Here is an 18,950-nt window from a genome sequence, read left to right on the forward strand (position 1 = left end):
TCAGCCGCGCAGCGTCTTGAGCATCAGGCTGACGTTTTCGGGATCGGCGTCGGGCGTGATGCCATGGCCCAGATTGAAGATATGCGGCCCCCCTGCAAAGGCATCGCGGATGCGAAGCGTCTCGTCGATCAGGGCCTGCCCGCCGGTGACCATGTGGGAGGGGGCCAGATTGCCCTGCACGCAGCCGTCTTTCTGCACGTTGCGCACGGCCCATTCGGCCGACACGGAATTGTCCAGCGCCACGCAATCCGCGCCGGTGGCGCGGGCGAAACCGATGTAGTGCTCGCCCGCCTCGCGCGGGAAGGCGATGACGGGGATGTCGGGGTGCCGATTCTTCAGCGCGCCGATGATGCGTTTGGCGGGCGCCAGCGCATAGCGGTCGAAGGCCTCGCCCTTCAGCGAACCGGCCCAGCTGTCGAACAGCTTGACCACTTCGGCGCCCGCGTCGATCTGCGCCGACAGATATTCGATCGTGGCTTCGGTGATCAGGTCGATCAACCGGTTGAAGGTCGTGGGATCGCCGGTGCGAAGCATATGCGCAGGGGCCTGATCGGGGGTGCCGCGCCCCGCGATCATGTAGGTGGCGACGGTCCAGGGTGCCCCGGCGAAGCCGATCAGCGCGACCTCGGGCGGCAGTTGTTCGCGCACGAGGCGGATGGTCTCGTAAACCGGGGCCAGATGCGTGTGGATGTCCTGCGCGCCCTTCATCATGAGCAGCCCGTCGGGCCCGGTGATCGTGGACAGGCGGGGGCCTTCGCCGGTGACGAACCACAGATCCGCCCCCAGGGCCTGGGGAATCAGCAGGATGTCGGCGAAAAGGATCGCGGCGTCGAAGCCGAACCGCCGGATCGGCTGCATCGTCACCTCGGCGGCCAGTTCGGGAGTGTAGCACAGCGACAGGAAATCGCCCGCCTTGGCGCGGGTGGCCTTGTATTCCGGCAGATAGCGGCCCGCCTGCCGCATCATCCAGACCGGCGGAATGGCCTGCGTTTCCCCCGCGAGAGCCTTGAGCAGCTTTTTGGTCTGTGCCATGTGATCCTCTTTGCCTTGCGCATGTCCCGCGTTTTCGCCTGTCTGCCGATTTGCCGCAAGCCACTATGGCTTGTGGGGCGGATTTGACACGGGTAGATCTGAGGGATGAGCACGGATCTTCCCTCCCCCGCCAAACCCCTGCGCATCGGCACCCGCGGCTCTCCGCTGGCGCTGGCGCAGGCCAATGAGACACGCAGCCGTCTGGCGCAGGCCTTCGATCTGCCGGAGGAGGCATTCACGGTCGTGGTGATCAAGACCACCGGCGACCGGGTGCTGGACCGGCCGCTGAAGGAGATCGGCGGCAAGGGGCTGTTCACCCGCGAGATCGAGGAGGCGATGCTGGCCGGGGAAATCGACCTGGCGGTGCATTCGATGAAGGACATGCCGGTGCTGCAACCCGAGGGGTTGGTGCTGGACACCTACCTGCCGCGCGAGGATCCGCGCGACGCTTTCGTGTCGCTGCGGTTCGCGCAGCTTTCGGATCTGCCGAAGGGCGCGGTTCTGGGCTCGTCCAGTCTGCGCAGACGGGCGCAGATGGCGCATCGGCGCCCGGATCTGAAGCTGGTCGAATTCCGCGGCAACGTACAGACCCGCCTGCGCAAGCTGGAAGACCGTGTCGCCGATGTGACCTTTCTGGCGATGGCCGGGTTGAACCGCCTCGGCATGGCGGATGTCGCGCGTTCCGCGCTGGAGGTGAGCGATATGCTGCCCGAGGTGGCGCAAGGCGCGATCGGGATCGAACGGCGCGCCGACGACAGCCGCGCCGCCGCCCTGCTGGAAGCGATCCACGATATCCCCACCGCACAGGTGCTGGCTGCCGAACGCGCCTATCTGGCCGCGTTGGACGGATCGTGTGAAACCCCTATCGCCGGGCTGGCGGTGCTGGAGGGGGGCAGCGTCAAGCTGACCGGCGAAATCCTGCGCCCCGACGGCTCCGAAGTGCTGGGCGACAGCGCGATCGCGCCGGTGGAGGACGCCGCCGCGATGGGCGAGGCGCTGGCCAGGGGCCTGCGCAGCCATGCGCCCAAGGGGTTCTTCGACTGGCTTGCCGATTGAAGCGGCGCGGCCCGCGCTGATCGGGGCGGGCTATTCGTCCGGCGGGGCTTGCAGCCTGTCGGACATCCCGTAATCCCGGTAGATCGCGAAAACGCGTGCTCTGCGAAAGGCGGGCAATCCGCGTGCGGAAACGATGGCATGGCGCAGGGACGGGGCGTCGCCGGCCGCGATCAGTGTCATGTCGCTATCCGGGTGATTGACGCTGGAAAACCTTTCGCCGGGGCCAGTTCGGGGCGCCTGATCGTCCGAGGGCGCCCCGCTTTCGACGGCCACGATCAGGGCGGTGCCCGCGCGCACATCCAGGGGCAGGGCCGCGTCATCCTCAACGCCCGTCTCTCCCAGCAGGTGACCGATACGGATGCGATAATCGGCAAAATGGCGATTGCGTCCGGCGGACTGGGATTTCCTGTGCATCGGATCGCGCCGCCAGCGGGTGATCGCGGCCTCATCTTGCCAAAGCTGGTGGGAGAGCAGCGCGCCGTCGCGGCTGCGTGACCTGTACCTGTCGATCCACAAAAGTCCTTCGTGCCGCGCCAGCGCGGGGCGCAGCAGGTCTACCTGGCGGAAATAGTGATCCACATGGCCCTGCTTGGGAAGAACCTCGAAGAACAGGCCATCCATCGTCACGCTCCTTGCAATAGGTGCCGTTCGCGGCGTGCGCCGATGTTAAGGCGCATTTTCTGCCGCGGCCAGCCCGACATCGCCTTGGGCCACGGACACGGACTTGATCACGCCAAAGCAGCTCATGCCCGGTTGCAGCCCCAGCGCCGTCGCGGACCGGCGCGTGACGCGCGCCAGGATCAGATCTTCCCCCGCGCGCAGCTGTACCGTCACGCCCGGCCCCTGTCCGACATGCAGCGCGCTGACGGTCGCGGGCAGGATGTTGAGCGCCGAAAGCCCTTCGGGACGGGTGCGTGACAGGATGACGTCCTGCGCCTCGATCCTGATGCGCATGCGCGTACCGGGGGCGCCTGGCAGATGTGGCAGCAACAGCCGCCCCGCCGAGATCTGCACCTCCGTCAGGCCGTCGTCGTGGTGGGTCAGCAGCCGTCCGGTCAGCAGGGAACCCGCCTCCCGCACCCCCAGCAGGGGGACGGCGGCAGGGTCTGACAGGATCTCGGTCGCGGCGCCCGCGCGCAGGACGCGGCCTGCATCCATCACAACCACGGTCGTCGCAAGGCGGGCGACCTCGGACATCGCGTGGCTGACAAAGAGGATGGGCACGACAGTGTCGTCGCGCAGCCGTTCCAGATAGGGCAGGATCTCGGCCTTGCGGGCCTCGTCCAGCGCGGCCAGCGGTTCATCCATCAGCAACAGGCCGGGACGGCACAGCAGGGCGCGCCCGATGGCAACGCGCTGTTTCTCGCCCCCCGAAAGCGCCAGCGGTCGCCGCTCGAGCAGCGCGCCGATGCCGAGCATCTCGACGACATGCGCGAATTCCGCCCGGTCAGGTCGGGCTGCCTCGCGCCGCGCTGCGAACCAGCGGCCATAGCGCAGGTTCTGGCGCACGGTCAGATGCGGAAACAGCCGCCCTTCCTGAAAGACATATCCCAGGTGCCTGCGGTGCGGCGGCTGCCAGACCGGGCGATCGGCGCCGGGGCCGATGTGGCACAGAACCCTGCCATCCAGCGCGATGCGCCCGGCTTGCGGGCGCAGCAGCCCCGCCACGGCGTTCACCACGGTGGATTTCCCGGACCCCGACCGCCCGAACAGCGCGGTGACACCCGGCGGCGCAGTGAAATCGACATCGAGCGCGAAGCCGGGAAACGCGTGCCGAAGCTGGACCGAGAGGCTCATTTTCCGGCAATCCTCTGCGCCACGCGTGTCGCGATCCATTCGGAGGCCAGCAGCGCACCCATCGACAGCGCGATGGACACTGCCACCAGGCGCAGCGCCGCGCCTTCGCCACCGGGGATCTGAAGGAAGCCGTAGATCGCCGTGGGCAGGGTCTGCGTCTGGCCGGGAATGTTCGACACGAAAGTGATCGTCGCCCCGAATTCGCCCATCGCCTTGGCAAATCCCAGCAGGCTGCCCGCGATGATGCCGGGCAGGATCAGCGGCAGGGTGATGGTGGCAAAGACCCACAAGCGCGGCGCGCCCAGCGTGGCGGCGGCTTGTTCGAGCCTTGGGTCCACGGCCTCGACCGCCAGGCGGATGGCGCGCACCATCAGCGGGAATGCCATGATGCCCGCCGCCAGCGCCGCGCCGGTCCAGCGAAAGGCAAGCACCAGCCCGAGGGCGTTTTCCAGAAACGCGCCCACCGGCGCGCGCCGCCCGAAGGTCAGCAGCAGCAGATAGCCGGTGACGACCGGCGGCAGGATCAGCGGCAGGTGGACCAGGCCGTTCAGCAGGTGCCGACCGGGGAACCGCCCCCGCGCCAGCGCCAGCGCCACCGCGATCGCCAGCGGCAGGCTGAGGGCCGTCGCCCAGAAGGAAACGCGCAGCGACAGCGCGACGGCTTCCCATTCCTGTGGACCCAGCCACGTCACGCGCGCGATTTACCGCGCAAGGCCGAAGCCGTGTCTCTCGAAGACGGCGGCGGCGGGGGGGGAGCTCAGGAAATCCAGATAGGCGCGGGCGCCGTCGGCGCGCGTCTCGGCCATGATCGCGGCGGGGTAGACGATGGGCGGGTGGCTGTCGTCGGGGAACCGGCCAAGCACCTTGACGCCGGGGTCGGCCAGCGCATCCGTGGCGTAGACGATGCCCAGCGGCGCTTCGCCGGTCGAGACGAGTGCGAGGGCGGCGCGCACGTTGTCGGTCTGCGCCACGCGCGCGTCGACGTCTTGCCACAGGCCCAGCGATTGCAGCGCCGCCTTGCCGTAGATGCCCGCAGGAACCGCATCAACCAGCGCCATCGCCAGCCGACCCTCGGAGCCCAGCATTCCCGGCAGATCCAGCGCCGCCCCGAGGAGCGGCGGTCGCGCCGCGGCGGACGCTGACGCAGGGAAGGGCGCCGCTTGATCCGCGGGGGCAATCAGAACCAGGGAATTGCGCAACAGATCGATGCGGCTCCGCGCGCGCAGCAGCCCGGCGTCGTCCAGCACGTCCATCCAGGCGCTATTGGCCGAGATGAACAGATCCGCAGGCGCACCGGCGCTGATCTGGCGGGCCAACGCGGAACTGCCGGCGAAGGAAATGCGCACCGGGGCGCCGGTTTGCGCCGTCCATGCCTCCGACACCTCCTCCAGCGCTTCCTTGAGGCTGGCCGCGGCGAACACTGTCAGCGTGTCGTCGGCGCGTGCCGGTCCGGGCAGTGCCGTCGCAACCAGCGCGCAGGCCACGAGCAGCAGGGTGCCCATGGCGGTCGGCAGTCGGCGCAGCGGGGACAGGGACATGACGGGCCTTTCGCGGTGATATTCGCGGCAAATATCGCAGGCGGCAAAGGGGCGACGCAAGCGCCGAATGGTCGCCCCGTCGGGTGGATGTCCATGCGCACCGCAGCGAGAAGCCGAAGCATCGCGCCGCCACGCGCACGGCTGACCGCAGAGGGGGCGGCGGGGCTGGCCGAATTCGCCGCCGACCGGGCCGAGGTCATCCTGGGCAATCGCGTGATCTATGCCGACACGTTCGACGACGGGAGCTGCGTGACAGAGCGCAAGCGCAACAGCGCTGCCGCCAATGAGATCGAGAGCCTGCGTCGGGAAATCGCCGCGCGTATGGAAGGGCAGCGGTCTAGACCCGTGGTTCCGCCGCCCCGTCTGCCCCATGCGCCCGGCGCCGGGCGAACAGCGCCCGCACCATCGCGCGCGGTGCACGCCGCAGAAGATCGCCGCGCAGATCTCTGTATTCCAGATCGCCCGCCAGCAGGTCGAGGTAGCGCCGGGGCAGGGTCTGGCTGCGCGCGAAGCTGGCCTTGAACGCGGGTTTCATCGTGGGGGAAAAGATCAGGTGACGCCACAGGCGCGCCTCGGACAGGGAGGCGTGGATCGGACGCAGCGCGCGGCGGTATATGGCGAAGGCGCGCTCGGGGCGGGCTTCGGCGATTGCAGCCTGCGCGGCCCGGGCGGCCAGCCGCCCGCTGTCCATCGCCAGGGCAATGCCCTCGCCGGTGATCGGATCGACCAGCCCCGCCGCGTCGCCCGCAAGCAATACGCCCGCGCGCCCGGGCTTGCGGCGATAGGCACCGAAGGGAAGGAACTGCCCCTTGATGCGCGCGCCCGGATCGTCGATGCCGTGGCGTGCCAGATAGGCCGCAAGGTCGGCTTTCGGATTTGGGTTCTGCGACTGGATGCCCCCCACGCCGATCGTGGTGCCGTGCGCCTTTGGAAACGCCCAGCCATACCCCCAGGCCGCCGCGTCGAAATCGACCTCGACCGTTTCCGGGCCGGGGGGCGTCGCCTGCTCGGCCGGGGGCACCTCGACCTCGAGCCCGAAGCCGATCGTGGCCGGATCGAAGGCGCGCGCGAAAAGCGTCTTGGCGACCGCGCTGTTGACGCCATCCGCGCCGATCAGCACGCGGTAGCCGATGCGATCGCCGCCTTTGAGATCCACCTGCTTTCGGTCCGGGTGCACCTGTTGCAACCCCTGGCCGGTGATGAGCGTCACGCCGCGCAGTCGCGCATGGGCCAGCAGATGCGCATCGAGCGCGCGGCGCATCGTCAGATACATCACCGGCGCGTCGTCCATGCGGGCAAGTTCGCGCGTACCGGCAACGAATCGCATGGCGCGACAGGGGCGGAACAGCGCCGGGTCGTCGGGGGTCAGGCGATGGATGTCGCGCAGCAGGCGCACGCTGCGCCCGGTGAACAGCCCGCCGCAAAGCTTGTCGCGCGGAAAGGCGCTGCGATCGACGAGCAGCGTCGACAGGCCCGCATCCGCGGCGGTCACCGCGGCCGATGTGCCGCAGGGGCCCGCACCGATGACCACAACGTCGAAGGTTCTCATCCCGCTCGCCCTTTCGTGTCGGCGCCGTGTCTAGCGGTTTGCGCCAGCGCTGTCACCGTATGACCCGGAGGGCGCCGCGGAGAAGCGGGCATGAAAAAGGGCCCCGCAGGGCCCTAGGTCGTGGGGCTTGGCCCCGATGCGCGCCGGATGCTTTACAGCAGTTCCAGGTTGGTCGCGCTTTCGCGGCCGTCGCGGCCGGCTTCGATGTCGAAGCTGACTTTCGCGCCGTCGGCCAGACCGGTCAGGCCCGAACGCTCAACAGCGGAAATGTGCACAAAGACGTCTTTGCTGCTGCCCTCGGGGGCGATGAAGCCGAAGCCTTTGGTAGTGTTGAACCATTTTACGGTGCCAGTAGCCATCCGTAGTCTCCTTGCAGTATCTGCCCGCGGAAGTGCGGCAGGTCGGCTCGTCAGTGCATAATCGATAGACTGAGGCCGGTGAAGGAGACAGTGGTCGATAGTGTTAACGTCGCCCGGAAAAGATAGGGCCTTGCGGCCGCGTTTGCAGGAACATTAGCGCGGCCGCCGGCGATCTGTGCGCCCAGGGCACGGGCGCGGCGGCGGTTTCCTGCCGCCCCCGCGGGCGCCCGCGGCGCCTGGCGCGGCGATTACATCGCGGTGCGGAACTTGATGACATAGGGCGCGCCATCGGCCTTGGTGGCGGGGCCGTCATCGCTGGTGTTGCCGGTGCCGAAGTCGTAGGTGCCATTGCCGTTGGTCTCATAGTGCAGCATGGCGACATAGCCCTCGCCCCGCATGACATTGCCGTCGACCATCACCTTGACGTTCTGGGTGGTGCCGGCGGGCAGGGCGGTGTGGCCGATCGAAGCCGGGATGACGGGCTTGCCGTTCTCGACGGCGTGCAGAACGACATAACCGGGCTTGTCCATCATGATGGAGGGGAAGGTGATGGCCCGCGGCGAGAAGCTGGCGCCCTCGACCATCAGGTTCAAATGGCCCGCGGACGCGGCGGAGGCGACGAGCGTGACTGCTGTTGCGGCGGCAAAAGTGATCTTTTTCATGGATAGGCTCCTTCTGTTGAATTCGGGCTGATGACTTCGGGTTCGATGGCGTAGTCACGTGGCACCGCATCCAAAAGTTTCACCACGTCGGGAATTCCGGGTAAAAATTTGCGGCGGGAAAGCACCCTGCCGCCCCGCAAGGCCAGAAAGGGCGGGCGGTGAGCCGGGCATCGCAATCGCGAACGGCCGCCGCAGGGGGGCTGCGGCGGCCGTTGGGCATTGCGGAAACAGCTGGAAACGCTGTCTGACCGGGGGTCAGAGGCGGCCGGTCAACGCCAGTATCAACAGAACGATGAGGATCAAGCCCAGGATGCCCGAGGGGCCGTACCCCCAACCGCGGGAATAGGGCCAGGCGGGAATGACAGCGATCAGCAAAAGCACGATTATGATCAGAATGATTGTCGAAGTGCCCATGGTAGTCGTCCTTGGTTATTCGGGGCACATGCTTGTCCCCGAATGGTGAACGTCTTTCCGGGCACCCCGGTTCCCTTTCGGCGGCGATCCGCCTGCGCTATCTGACGAATTTCTTGTGCTTCACGCGCTTGGGTTCCAGCGCATCGGCGCCCAGACGGCGTTTCTTGTCCTCTTCGTAATCCTCGAAATTGCCCTCGAACCATTCGACATGCGCCTCGCCCTCGAAGGCCAGGATATGCGTGCAGATCCGGTCGAGGAAGAAACGGTCGTGAGAGATCACGACGGCGCAGCCCGCGAAATCGACGAGCGCATCCTCGAGCGCGCGCAGCGTTTCCACGTCCAGGTCGTTTGTCGGCTCGTCGAGCAGCAGCACGTTGCCGCCCGATTTCAGCAGCTTGGCCATATGCACGCGGTTGCGTTCACCGCCCGACAGCTGGCCGACCTTTTTCTGCTGATCGCCCCCCTTGAAGTTGAAGGCCGAGCAATAGGCGCGGGAGTTCATCTGCGCGTCGCCAAGCTGGATGATCTCCCCGCCCGAGGAGATTTCTTCCCACACCGTGGCGTTGGGGTCGAGCGCGTCGCGCGACTGGTCGACGTAGGACAGCTGTACCGTGTCGCCGTATTCGACGGTGCCGTCGTCGGGCTGTTCCTGTCCGGTCAGCATGCGGAACAGCGTCGTCTTGCCCGCGCCGTTGGGGCCGATCACGCCGACGATGCCGCCCGGCGGCAGGGCGAAGGACAGATCTTCCACCAACAGCTTGTCGCCCATCGCCTTGCGCAGGTTCTCGACCTCAATCACCTTGCCGCCCAGGCGCGGGCCGTTGGGGATGATGATCTGCGCGCGGCCCAGCTTTTCACGCTCGGACTGGTTGGCGAGGTCGTTATAGGCGTTGATCCGGGCCTTGGACTTGGCCTGCCGCGCCTTGGCGCCCTGGCGCATCCACTCAAGCTCCCGCTCCAGCGTCTTCTGCTTGGCCTTGTCCTCGCGCGCTTCCTGCTGAAGACGCTTGGCTTTCTGTTCCAGCCAGCTGGAATAGTTGCCTTCCCACGGCACGCCGCGGCCGCGGTCAAGTTCGAGAATCCACGAGGTGATATCGTCGAGGAAATAGCGGTCGTGGGTGACGACCAGGATGGTGCCCTTGTAGTCCATCAGATGCTGTTGCAGCCAGGCGATGGTTTCCGCGTCCAGGTGGTTGGTCGGCTCGTCGAGCAGCAGCATTTCGGGTGCATCCAGCAGCAGCTGGCACAGCGCCACGCGGCGCTTTTCGCCGCCCGAGAGCGTGTCGACCGAGGCGTCGTCGGGCGGGCAGCGCAGAGCCTCCATCGCGACGTCGATCTGGCTGTCGAGATCCCACAGGTTCTGGCTGTCGATCTCGTCTTGCAGCCGGGCCATCTCGTCGGCGGTCTCGTCCGAGTAGTTCATCGCCAGCTCGTTGTAGCGATCGAGGATGTCGCGCTTGGCCTTGACGCCCTCCATCACATTGCCGCGCACGTCGAGCGCGGGATCGAGCTCGGGCTCCTGCGGCAGGTAGCCCACGCGCGCGCCCTCGGCGGCCCAGGCTTCGCCGGTGAAATCCTTGTCGATGCCGGCCATGATCTTGAGCAGCGTCGACTTGCCGGCGCCGTTGACGCCGACGACACCGATCTTGACGCCGGGCAGAAAGGACAGGCGAATGTTCTCAAAGGTTTTCTTGCCGCCCGGATAGGTCTTGGAAACGCCGTCCATATGATAGACGTACTGGTAAGAGGCCATTCGATCGCTCCGCTCCTGAGGGTTTGGCACTGTCTATTGATTGCGGATCGGGGATTCAATCGCCAAGCATGGGAACAAGCAATGCTGGCCGTGGCCATTGCGATGGGGTATCGGGCCGGGGGTCCGATGAAAACCCGTCGCAAAAAGCTTCTGAAAGCGGTCTGCGGCGAATGGGGAAGCAGGGAAATTGACGATGGTGGACGCGCCACCCGAAAGCGACGGCCGGGCCGTTCAGGCGGCCAGGCCCACCGGGGCGTTGCCGTGGCGCGCCGACATGCCCTTGGCGCGACCGGGCCAGGTGATCGGCCTGCTTGGCGGTTCGTTCGATCCCGCGCATGAGGGGCACGTCCGGTTGACGCAGGAGGCGCTGAAGCAATTCGGCCTCGATCGGGTCTGGTGGCTCGTCAGTCCCGGCAACCCGCTCAAGCAGCAGGGGCCGGCCGCGATGGGGCGCCGCATGGAGCGCGCCGGCAAGGTCATGCGCCATCCCCGGGTGGAAATCACCGGGCTGGAGGCCGATCTGGGCACGCGCTATACCGCGCAGACGCTGCGGATGCTGGTGCGGCTTTATCCGGGCGTGCGTTTCGTCTGGCTGATGGGCGCCGACAACCTTGCCACGCTGCACCATTGGCAGGACTGGCAGTGGATCATGCAGAACATTCCCGTCGGCGTGCTGGCGCGGCCCAAGCAGCGCCTTTCGGCCCGGCTGTCACCGGCCGCCCGCCGGTTTCGCCGGGCCAAGCTGCCCGACGGGCAGGCGCGCAGGCTGGCCAGCGCCGCCCCGCCGGTCTGGAGCTTCGTCAACATGCCGATGCTTGACATTTCCTCCACGAAAATGCGTATCCGCGGGGACTGGCCACAGGAAAGCTGAGCGATGAAATTTCCCGTGATGGATCCCGAAACTTCGTCCCCGTGCCCTTGCCGACATCGGGGTCGCGCGCTTTATTCACCGGCATGAGTGCAGATTTCAAATCACCGCGACGCTGGGTGCTTGGCGGGATCGGTGCCGGGGTCGGTGCCGCGGCCGCGGGCGGGGCGCTGGCCGAACCCCTCACGTCCTCGCCGCGCCCGCTGCCGCGCCTCGCAAAGGCCGACCGCAACCGGCCGCCGGATCTTGCGGAGGTCGTGGCGGCGGCGCGGCTGACGGGGCAGGTGGGCTGTGTGGTGGCGGATCTGCAAACCGGCGAGATTCTGGAATCCTACAACCCGCATGCCCCGATGCCCCCCGCGAGCGTGGCCAAGACCCTGACCACGCTTTACACGCTGGACACGCTGGGGCCGGGATACAGGTTCACCACGCGGGTGATCGCCTCCGGCCCGATGACCGACGGCATCGTGCAGGGCGACATCATTCTGGCGGCGGGGGGCGACCCGTCGTTGAGCACCGTCGAGCTGGGCGATCTGGCGAACAAGCTGCAAAAGGCGGGTGTGCTCGGGCTGACCGGCAAGTTCCTGGTGTCCGACGCAGGGATCGGGCGCATCGCGCAGATCGATCCCGCGCAGCCCGCGCATGTCAGCTACAACCCGGCCGTCGAGGGGCTGAACCTCAACTACAACCGCGTCTTCTTCGAGTGGAAGCGCGAAAACGGCGAATACAGCACCACGATGGAGGCGCGCACCGTCGGCTACAGCCCGGCTGTCGATATCGCCTATATCACCGTCGAGGACCGCAGCACGCCGGTTTACACCTATCGCAGCGACGGGCTGCGCGACGCCTGGACCGTGGCCCGCGGCGCGCTTGGCAAGGGCGGGGGGCGGTGGCTGCCCGTGCGTCAGCCCGCGCTCTACGCCGCCGACGTTTTCCGCACGCTGGCACGCGCGAACGGGCTTGAGCTGCCCGCCGTCGAGCGGCTGGCGGGCGATTTGCCGGGCGACGGCGTGGTTCTGGCCGACAGCATCAGCGAGCCGCTCAACAAGACGTTGACGTCCATGCTTCTTTATTCGACCAACCTGACGGCGGAGGTTCTGGGGCTGAATTCGACCCTGCGCCGCAGCAGGCCGATCGAGACGCTGAAACATTCCGCCAGCCACATGAATGAATGGCTGCGCTACCGGATGCATGCGACGAACCCGATGATGGTCGATCATTCGGGCCTTGGCGGCGCCTCGCGCGTGACGGCCAACGACATGGTCCGGGTGCTGACCACCGGGGGGCTGAACGGACAGTTGCAGCCCTTGCTGAAGTCGATCGCGATGCGCGATGAGAACTACCGTGTGGTCAAGAACCATCCCGCCAAGGTGGTGGCCAAGACCGGAACGCTGAACTTCGTAAGCGCGCTGGCAGGCTATATCACCGCCCCCGACAAGCGGGAGCTGGTCTTCGCCATTTTCACCGCAGATCTGGACCAGCGTTCGGAACTGGATCGTGAAGAGCGCGAAAGCCCCGAGGGCGGCAAGGCGTGGCTCTCACGGTCGCGGCGGCTGCAATCGACGCTGCTGCGCCGCTGGGCGAATGTGTATAACGCTTGAAGGGGGGCGGATAGTGGGGGCGCCCGCGCGGGACGTCAGACGCCGACCTGCGCGCCGCGCAACAGCTGCACGCCGTTGATTTGCCAGCCATCGCCGTTTTCGGCCATCTCATAATCCGGAAAGTGGAACCCGCCGTCTTCATCGGTCACCGTGATTTTCTGGTGAAGCGCAGGTGGGAACGGCCGCCCGTCCTGCCAGGGCAGGACGGGCCGGGGCTGGTCAGGCAGGTGCGGACGCCAGGGCGTTTTCGATGAGTTGCGCGGACTCCGCGATCCCGTAAAGCGCGATGAATCCGCCGAAGCGCGGGCCCTGGCTGGCGCCCAGCAGGACCTCGTAAAGCGCCTTGAACCAATCGCGCAGCGGCTCGAATCCGTGCTCTTTGCCGACGGCAAAGACCATCGATTGCAGAGTATCCGCATCCGTCGCGCCATCCCAATGGCGCAGCCGCCCGGCCAGATCCTGCATTGCGGCGCGTTCCTGCGCTGTCGGGGCGCGATAGGTGCGGGTGGGTTTCTCGACATCGTTGTAATAGCGCACGGCAAAACCCGCGGCGGCGTCCAGGTCCGGGTGGGTGTCGGGCGAGGCCTGCGGCGCATAGCGGCGGATGAACCCCCAGAGCGCATCCTTGTCCTCGGCCGCGGAAACCGACGCCAGGTTCAGCAGCATCGCGAACGGCACCTCAAGGTTGGAGACGGGCGGATTGCCGCCGTGGACATGCCAGACGGGATTGCCGAGCCGGGCTTTTTCGTCCTGATCGGCGAAGGCGCGCAGCTGTTGGTGGTATTCATCCACGGCCTTGGGAATCACGTCGAAATGCAGCCGCTTGGCGGTCTTGGGCTTTTGGTACATGAAATACGACAGGCTTTCGGGACTGGCGTAGGTCAGCCATTCCTCCATGCTCAGCCCGTTGCCCTTGGATTTGGAGATTTTCTGGCCCTTGTCGTCCAGGAACAGCTCATAGTTGAAAAGCTCGGGCCCTCGGGCGCCGAGCGCCCGGCAGATTTTCGACGAGAGCGCGGCCGAGGGGATAAGATCCTTGCCGTACATTTCATAATCGACGTCAAGCGCGGCCCACCGCATGCCCCAGTCGGGTTTCCATTGCAGCTTTACATGGCCGCCGGTGACGGGCAGCTCGACCTTTTCGCCGCCGGGTTCCTGATAGACGATCGTGCCCTTGTCGAGATTGCGTTCCAGTGTAGGGACTTGCAGAACGCGGCCGGTCTTGGGGCTGATCGGCAGAAAGGGCGAATAGGTGTGCACGCGATCGGCGTCCACGCCGCCGAGGCTGGGCAGCATGATCTCCATCACCTTGTCGAACCGTTCGAGCACACGCAGCAATGTTTCGTCGAACCGGCCCTCGGCGTAGTAGTCGGTGGAGGACGCAAATTCATAATCGAATCCGAACTGGTCCAGAAACGCACGCAACCGCGCGTTGTTGTGGCGGCCGAAGCTGTCGTGTGTGCCGAAGGGATCGCGCACCTTGGTCAGGGGCAGGTGCAGATCTTCATGCATCTGTTCCTGCATCGGCACGTTCGTCGGCACCTTGCGCAGCCCGTCCATGTCGTCGGAAAAGCACAGCAGCTTTGTCGGGATGTCGGATATCGTCTCGAACGCACGACGCACCATCGTGGTGCGCGCCACCTCGCCGAAGGTCCCGATATGCGGCAGGCCGGAGGGGCCGTAGCCCGTCTGAAACAGCACATACCCCTTTTCGGGCGCGCCCTTCGCGTAGCGTTTGAGAAGGCGGCGCGCCTCTTCAAAGGGCCAGGCTTTGGACATCATCGCCGTTTCACGCAGGTGGGACATGTTCTCTTTGCACTTTTCATGAAGCTCCGGACCCCATGCCCGGCTGCGCATCCTCCCTATTGCCGCGACGCGGAGAGGTCAATAATGAGGAGGAAAGCACCGCTTGGAAGGAAACCCGCCGTGGCCGATACCCCCTTGTCGCTGAATCCGCAGGACGCGCTTGTCGCCATCATGGTTGCTGTCAGCGCCTCCGACGAAACCGTCCGCACGAAGGAATTGCTGACGATCCAGCAGATCGTGAACGATCTGCCGGTGTTCGACGGCTACGATCAGGAGCGGCTGACGGCGGTTTCCATCACCGTGTTCCGGCTGTTCGACGACGAGAACGGCCTCGACGCGCTGTTCAAGCTGGTCAAGGACGGGCTGCCCGAACGGCTGTTCGAAACGGCCTATGCGCTGGCCTGCGATGTCGCCGCCTCGGACGGGCTGCTCCGCGACACCGAGTTGGAGTTTCTGGCCGAGGTCCGGTATCAGCTGGATATCGACAGGCTGCATGCGGCGGCGATCGAGCGGGGGGCGCGGGCGCGCCACATGCGCCTGTAGCAGGCGGGCAGGTGTAGCAGGGTCGGCAGGGCGGCCCCCGGGAGGGTCGTGCCAACGATTTTCCATGCTTCTTTAACGGCCTTTTAACCACGGGATGCTATGTCGCTGGCCGTCCGGGCACCGCCGTTGACGCCATTCCAGCAGAGCAGTCGAGGCGCGCGCGGTCAGAGATCCGCGCGCTCGCGTGGTCTGTCGGTCCAGATGCGGTGTCTTTCATGAAGAGGGAACCTGCAAGATGCCGATCATTGACAGCGCCGACCTGATGCCGCCGCCCTTTGCCGACGGGCTGGATGTCTATTCCAGCGGTGACGGGACACCGGGCGATGCGACCTACGCGGGTGCGGCCAATGCCGCCGTGGTCCCGGCGGACCAGGATTTCGGCAGCTGCCTGGAAATGCTGAAAACGGACACGGTTCAAAAACTGCGTTACACCGGTGAGACGCCGCTTTTGCCCGGCTGCTATCTGAGAATTTCCGCACGCGTCAAAGCGATCAGCGGCAATCTGCCGTCGGTGCGTATCGCCGGTTGGGCCGGTGCCGCAGGAGGCGCCCATGTCACCGGCCTGACGGAGGTGACGACGGCGAGCAAGCTCGATACATACGGCAAAGTCGTGACGATCGAGGCGATCGTGGGAACCGGCGCGCGCAACGGGGTGGAGCTGATCTGGGGGATGCAGCCCGATTACGGCCATTTCGGACTGGATCTGACCGGCGCGAACGGCGGATTGCTGCGGATCGAAAACCTGAAGATCGAAGACGTCAGCGCGCAATTCGTGCGCGAGATGTTGAACGTCGTGGACGTCAAGGATTTCGGCGCCATCGGGGACGGCGCCGCCGATGACGCCCCCGCCTTCCTGGCAGCCGATCAGGTGGCGGACGGTCGGCGCGTGCTGGTGCCCGACGGCGTTTTTCGTCTGGCTCAGAGTGTTACCCTCAACAGCCGCGTCGAATTCCGGGGCAGGATCGAGATGCCGACCGATGCGATCCTCGCGTTGACCAAGAATTTCGATCTTCCCAGTTATATCGATGCCTTCAAGGACGAAGCTCTGGCGTTTCGCAAGGCGTTTCAGGCGCTGTTCAACAATGTCGACCACGACAGCCTCGACCTGTGCGGGCGTCGTATCGACGTGGATGCGCCGATCGACATGCAAGCGGCTGTGTCGAACAAGACCAGTTGGGCCGTGCGCCGCGTGATCCGCAACGGCCAGTTCAACGTGGTGGCCAGCCCGGCCTGGAACACGATCACGGTCAGTTCGCAGGCACGCTACTCGATCTCCGACAAGTTGCGGCTGACGAATGTGGTCAATGTCGCCAACATTCCGGTCGGCTCCCTGGTCACGGGCAAGGGCGTGGGGCGCGAAGTTTACGTGAAGGACCGCAATATCGGAGCGGCGACGCTGACGCTCAGCCAGCCACTGCATGACGCGGCCGGGACCAATGTGTATCAGTTCCAGCGCTTTCAGTATCTGCTGGATTTCAGTGGCTTCAGCTCGCTTTCGAAACTGGAACTCTCGGACATCGAGTTTCAGTTGGACGGGAAGGCTTCCGGCATCATGTTGGCGCCGGACGGATTGACCTTTCATCTGCGCGACTGCTTTCTGACGAAACCGAAAGATCGCGGCATTACCTCTATCGGGCGCGGCTGTCAGGGAATGTTGATCGACCGGTGCAACTGGGTATCCAGCGAGCAGAGCCTGGCGGCCGAAGACCGGGTCACGATCGGCATGAATACCAATGCCAACGATAACAAGATTCGCGACAATCGTTTCGTGAAATTCCGCCATTTCGCCGTGATGAACGGATCGGGCCATATTTTCGTTGGCAATCATTGGTTCCACGGCGATACGCGCAACAACGGTCTCAGGCTGGCGGGACTGGTGCTCACGCAGCCGAATGTGAAAACGCAGATAACCGGAAATTATATCGACAACAATTATATAGAATGGACGAATGAACATGACGCAGAGCCTGAACACAACAGCGAACTCAGCTTCGGTGGCCTGACTGTCACTGGTAATATATTTACGGTCAACGATGTGAGTCCCTGGTTCAATTGGTTTGTAATCAAGCCATTCGGCCCGGGACATTACATCCAGGGCCTGAACATATCCGGCAACGTTTTCAAGGCGATCAACGGATCGATCACCCGGGTGGACAAAGTGGATGAGAGTCTCGCACCGCTGGACGCGTCGCGGCATCGCAATATCGTGGTTGAAGGAAATACTTTCAACTCGATCGACCAAATCATCTCGAACCCGGTTACGCTGCCCTTCGAGCAGGAGACCGCGTCGGACAGATGGACGGTCGATTTCGCCGGTTATCTTCCCTTTTCCGGCGAATGCCGCACGGTCCAATCCGTCGTCCTGCGTAATCCCATCCGCAACGCCAGTAATGTGAAGGTTTTTCCGGGTCATTATGTCGAAACCCAAATGGGAACCCTGCGAACAAAAGTCCATCTGAACTGGTCGCAGGCGGTGAAAGGTAAGGCTTGGGTTACCGCAAGAGCAGATAACCCGACCTGAATTGCGCGCGCGTTCGCAGCTGCCAAGGCCGTCGGGGATGGGGCGAGGACCGCTTTGTTCTTCGGCGATACGATCCGGATCTCGTCTCATGATTTAGAATTCAAGCCAGGTTCTAAAGCGAATCAACGCCGCCGTGCCCTTGGCTTTATGCGCCTGAACAGTGGGATGATTGCGAATGTTGAGGTCGCCTGCTGCAATGTCGCTCACCTGTCGTTTTTGCATGAAGCGCCATGGATGATATGGCGCGAATTCGGGCCCTGGACCTTGCTCCGAAGACAGCGCGAGCGACGCGCCAATGATTACCGGATAGCGGCCGCCGATGTCGATTTCTTTCCGAAAAACTGGCGCTTTGCCTGCTCGAAAAGACGATGAAGGAAAGTCGGCCATAAATTGTTCCATCCCGGATGATCACATAAGTCCTCGGCGATCTGCGCTGTTCATGGCAAGATCGGTTCTGAGAGACGTCCAAGGCGGAGCACGATCATGCTGATCCATCTTCACAAGCAAGCCACGACGACGCCCAGAATACGGGCCCTGATCCAGGCGAGCGCGGAGCCTGCGCCGGTTCTGGCGGAGCGCTTCGGCATCACGGAGCAGACCGTCTATAAGTGGCGCAAGCGCGCCAGCGTCGAGGATCGCAGCCACACACCGCATCGGCTACAAACGACATTGACGCCCGCGCAGGAAGCCGTCGCGGTGGCCTTGCGCAAGACGCTGCTGGTCTCGCTGGATGACTTGCTGGCGGTGGTGCGGGAGTTTCTCAATCCGAACGCGTCACGCTCGGGTCTCGACCGCTGCCTGCGTCGGCATGGCGTGAGCAACCTGCGCGATCTGAAGGCTGAGGTCCCCCGGCCGAAACACAGCGCCTTCAAAGCCTATGAGCCCGGCTACATCCACATCGACGTGAAATACCTGCCCCAGATGGCGGATGAAACATCACGGCGCTACCTCTTCGTGGCGATCGACCGGGCGACCCGCTGGGTCTTCATCCGCATCTTCGAAGCAAGGACTGCGGCCAACGCCCGCCGTTTCCTTCGGGATCTGGAACGCGCCTGCCCCCTCTGCATCCGCACCATTCTTACGGATAATGGAAGGGAGTTCACCGACCGGCTGTTCGGCCTGCGCAAGCGCACCGCAACGGGCGCGCACGAGTTCGACACGCTCTGTGAGGCCCTCGACATCGAGCACCGCCTGACACCGCCGAAATCACCGCAGACCAACGGCATGGTGGAGCGGTTCAACGGACGCATCGAGGAGGTGCTGCAAAGCCACCACTTCCGATCGGGCGAAGAACTGGAAACGACGCTCCACCGCTATGTCTGGCTCTATAACCAGCAGCTCCCTCAATCGGCCTTGGGAAGCAAGACGCCCTTGCAGGCGATGAAAGACTGGCACAATCGCAAGCCGAAGCTGTTCAAGAAACAGCCATACTACCTGCCGGGATGTGACAC

18 protein-coding genes are annotated in these 18,950 nt (G+C 64.9%); 6 read left to right on the forward strand and 12 right to left on the reverse strand.

Translation table 11 applies throughout. The annotated features are described in order from the left end of the window. The gene (hemE, locus tag ACU0BR_RS14995; RefSeq protein ID WP_446157633.1) at positions 1-1,032 is read right to left on the reverse strand and encodes a uroporphyrinogen decarboxylase; all 1,032 of its coding nucleotides are present in this window, start codon (positions 1,030-1,032) and stop codon (positions 1-3) included. A 105-nt stretch (positions 1,033-1,137) separates the two neighbouring features. Here hemE and hemC point away from each other — a divergent pair, with 105 nt between their 5' ends. Further along, positions 1,138-2,088 carry a hydroxymethylbilane synthase gene (gene hemC, locus ACU0BR_RS15000; RefSeq protein WP_446157634.1) on the forward strand — a complete coding sequence of 317 codons (951 nt, stop codon included), beginning with the start codon at positions 1,138-1,140 and terminating at the stop codon, positions 2,086-2,088. A gap of 30 nt (positions 2,089-2,118) precedes the next feature. On the opposite strand, the gene ACU0BR_RS15005 is transcribed toward hemC, so the two are convergent. The 9 genes from ACU0BR_RS15005 to ettA form a co-directional block, all read right to left on the reverse strand. After that, complete coding sequence (locus ACU0BR_RS15005; RefSeq protein ID WP_446157635.1) at positions 2,119-2,709, reverse strand: antibiotic biosynthesis monooxygenase; 591 nt, start codon at positions 2,707-2,709, stop codon at positions 2,119-2,121. Positions 2,710-2,754: 45 nt separating this feature from the next. Next, on the reverse strand, positions 2,755-3,885 hold the full coding sequence (gene modC, locus ACU0BR_RS15010) for a molybdenum ABC transporter ATP-binding protein (RefSeq protein WP_446157636.1): 1,131 nt from the start codon (positions 3,883-3,885) through the stop codon (positions 2,755-2,757). Further along, positions 3,882-4,577 (reverse strand): molybdate ABC transporter permease subunit, encoded by a 696-nt coding sequence (modB, locus tag ACU0BR_RS15015; protein ID WP_446157637.1) that lies wholly within the window; start codon positions 4,575-4,577, stop codon positions 3,882-3,884. Before modB ends, modC begins: the two co-directional genes overlap by 4 nt. Before the next feature lie 9 nt (positions 4,578-4,586). Further along, entirely contained in the window at positions 4,587-5,423 is an 837-nt protein-coding gene (modA, locus tag ACU0BR_RS15020; protein ID WP_446157638.1) for a molybdate ABC transporter substrate-binding protein, read from the reverse strand. 337 nt (positions 5,424-5,760) lie between these two features. Continuing rightward, entirely contained in the window at positions 5,761-6,972 is a 1,212-nt protein-coding gene (locus tag ACU0BR_RS15025; RefSeq protein WP_446157639.1) for a geranylgeranyl reductase family protein, read from the reverse strand. A 152-nt stretch (positions 6,973-7,124) separates the two neighbouring features. Further along, positions 7,125-7,331 carry a cold-shock protein gene (locus ACU0BR_RS15030; protein ID WP_446157640.1) on the reverse strand — a complete coding sequence of 69 codons (207 nt, stop codon included), beginning with the start codon at positions 7,329-7,331 and terminating at the stop codon, positions 7,125-7,127. Positions 7,332-7,579: 248 nt separating this feature from the next. Continuing rightward, on the reverse strand, positions 7,580-7,993 hold the full coding sequence (locus tag ACU0BR_RS15035) for a DUF7282 domain-containing protein (protein ID WP_446157641.1): 414 nt from the start codon (positions 7,991-7,993) through the stop codon (positions 7,580-7,582). Positions 7,994-8,248: 255 nt separating this feature from the next. Next, a complete protein-coding gene (locus tag ACU0BR_RS15040; RefSeq protein WP_446157642.1) occupies positions 8,249-8,407 on the reverse strand; it encodes a DUF3309 family protein in 159 nt (52 codons plus the stop codon). A 97-nt stretch (positions 8,408-8,504) separates the two neighbouring features. After that, entirely contained in the window at positions 8,505-10,160 is a 1,656-nt protein-coding gene (gene ettA / locus ACU0BR_RS15045; RefSeq protein WP_446157643.1) for an energy-dependent translational throttle protein EttA, read from the reverse strand. Positions 10,161-10,434: 274 nt separating this feature from the next. Here ettA and ACU0BR_RS15050 point away from each other — a divergent pair, with 274 nt between their 5' ends. After that, positions 10,435-11,031, forward strand: a complete 597-nt coding sequence (locus ACU0BR_RS15050; RefSeq protein WP_446157654.1) for a nicotinate-nucleotide adenylyltransferase — start codon at positions 10,435-10,437, stop codon at positions 11,029-11,031. 83 nt (positions 11,032-11,114) lie between these two features. Then, on the forward strand, positions 11,115-12,629 hold the full coding sequence (gene dacB, locus ACU0BR_RS15055) for a D-alanyl-D-alanine carboxypeptidase/D-alanyl-D-alanine endopeptidase (RefSeq protein WP_446157644.1): 1,515 nt from the start codon (positions 11,115-11,117) through the stop codon (positions 12,627-12,629). A gap of 219 nt (positions 12,630-12,848) precedes the next feature. Here dacB and ACU0BR_RS15060 read toward each other — a convergent pair whose 3' ends face one another. Next, positions 12,849-14,435, reverse strand: coding sequence for a lysine--tRNA ligase (locus tag ACU0BR_RS15060; protein ID WP_446157645.1), 1,587 nt, complete (start codon positions 14,433-14,435; stop codon positions 12,849-12,851). 84 nt (positions 14,436-14,519) lie between these two features. On the opposite strand from ACU0BR_RS15060, the gene ACU0BR_RS15065 reads away from it, so the two are divergent. Then, positions 14,520-14,978, forward strand: coding sequence for a tellurite resistance TerB family protein (locus ACU0BR_RS15065; RefSeq protein ID WP_446157646.1), 459 nt, complete (start codon positions 14,520-14,522; stop codon positions 14,976-14,978). A 235-nt stretch (positions 14,979-15,213) separates the two neighbouring features. Next, entirely contained in the window at positions 15,214-17,499 is a 2,286-nt protein-coding gene (locus tag ACU0BR_RS15070; protein ID WP_446157647.1) for a right-handed parallel beta-helix repeat-containing protein, read from the forward strand. A 93-nt stretch (positions 17,500-17,592) separates the two neighbouring features. Here ACU0BR_RS15070 and ACU0BR_RS15075 read toward each other — a convergent pair whose 3' ends face one another. Beyond that, the gene (locus ACU0BR_RS15075; protein WP_446157648.1) at positions 17,593-17,886 is read right to left on the reverse strand and encodes a hypothetical protein; all 294 of its coding nucleotides are present in this window, start codon (positions 17,884-17,886) and stop codon (positions 17,593-17,595) included. Between the two features lie 96 nt (positions 17,887-17,982). On the opposite strand from ACU0BR_RS15075, the gene ACU0BR_RS15080 reads away from it, so the two are divergent. Beyond that, on the forward strand, positions 17,983-18,950 hold a 968-nt coding region (locus ACU0BR_RS15080; protein WP_446157649.1), incomplete at its 3' end, for an IS481 family transposase.

The sequence above is a fragment of the Brevirhabdus sp. genome (genome assembly GCF_052826345.1).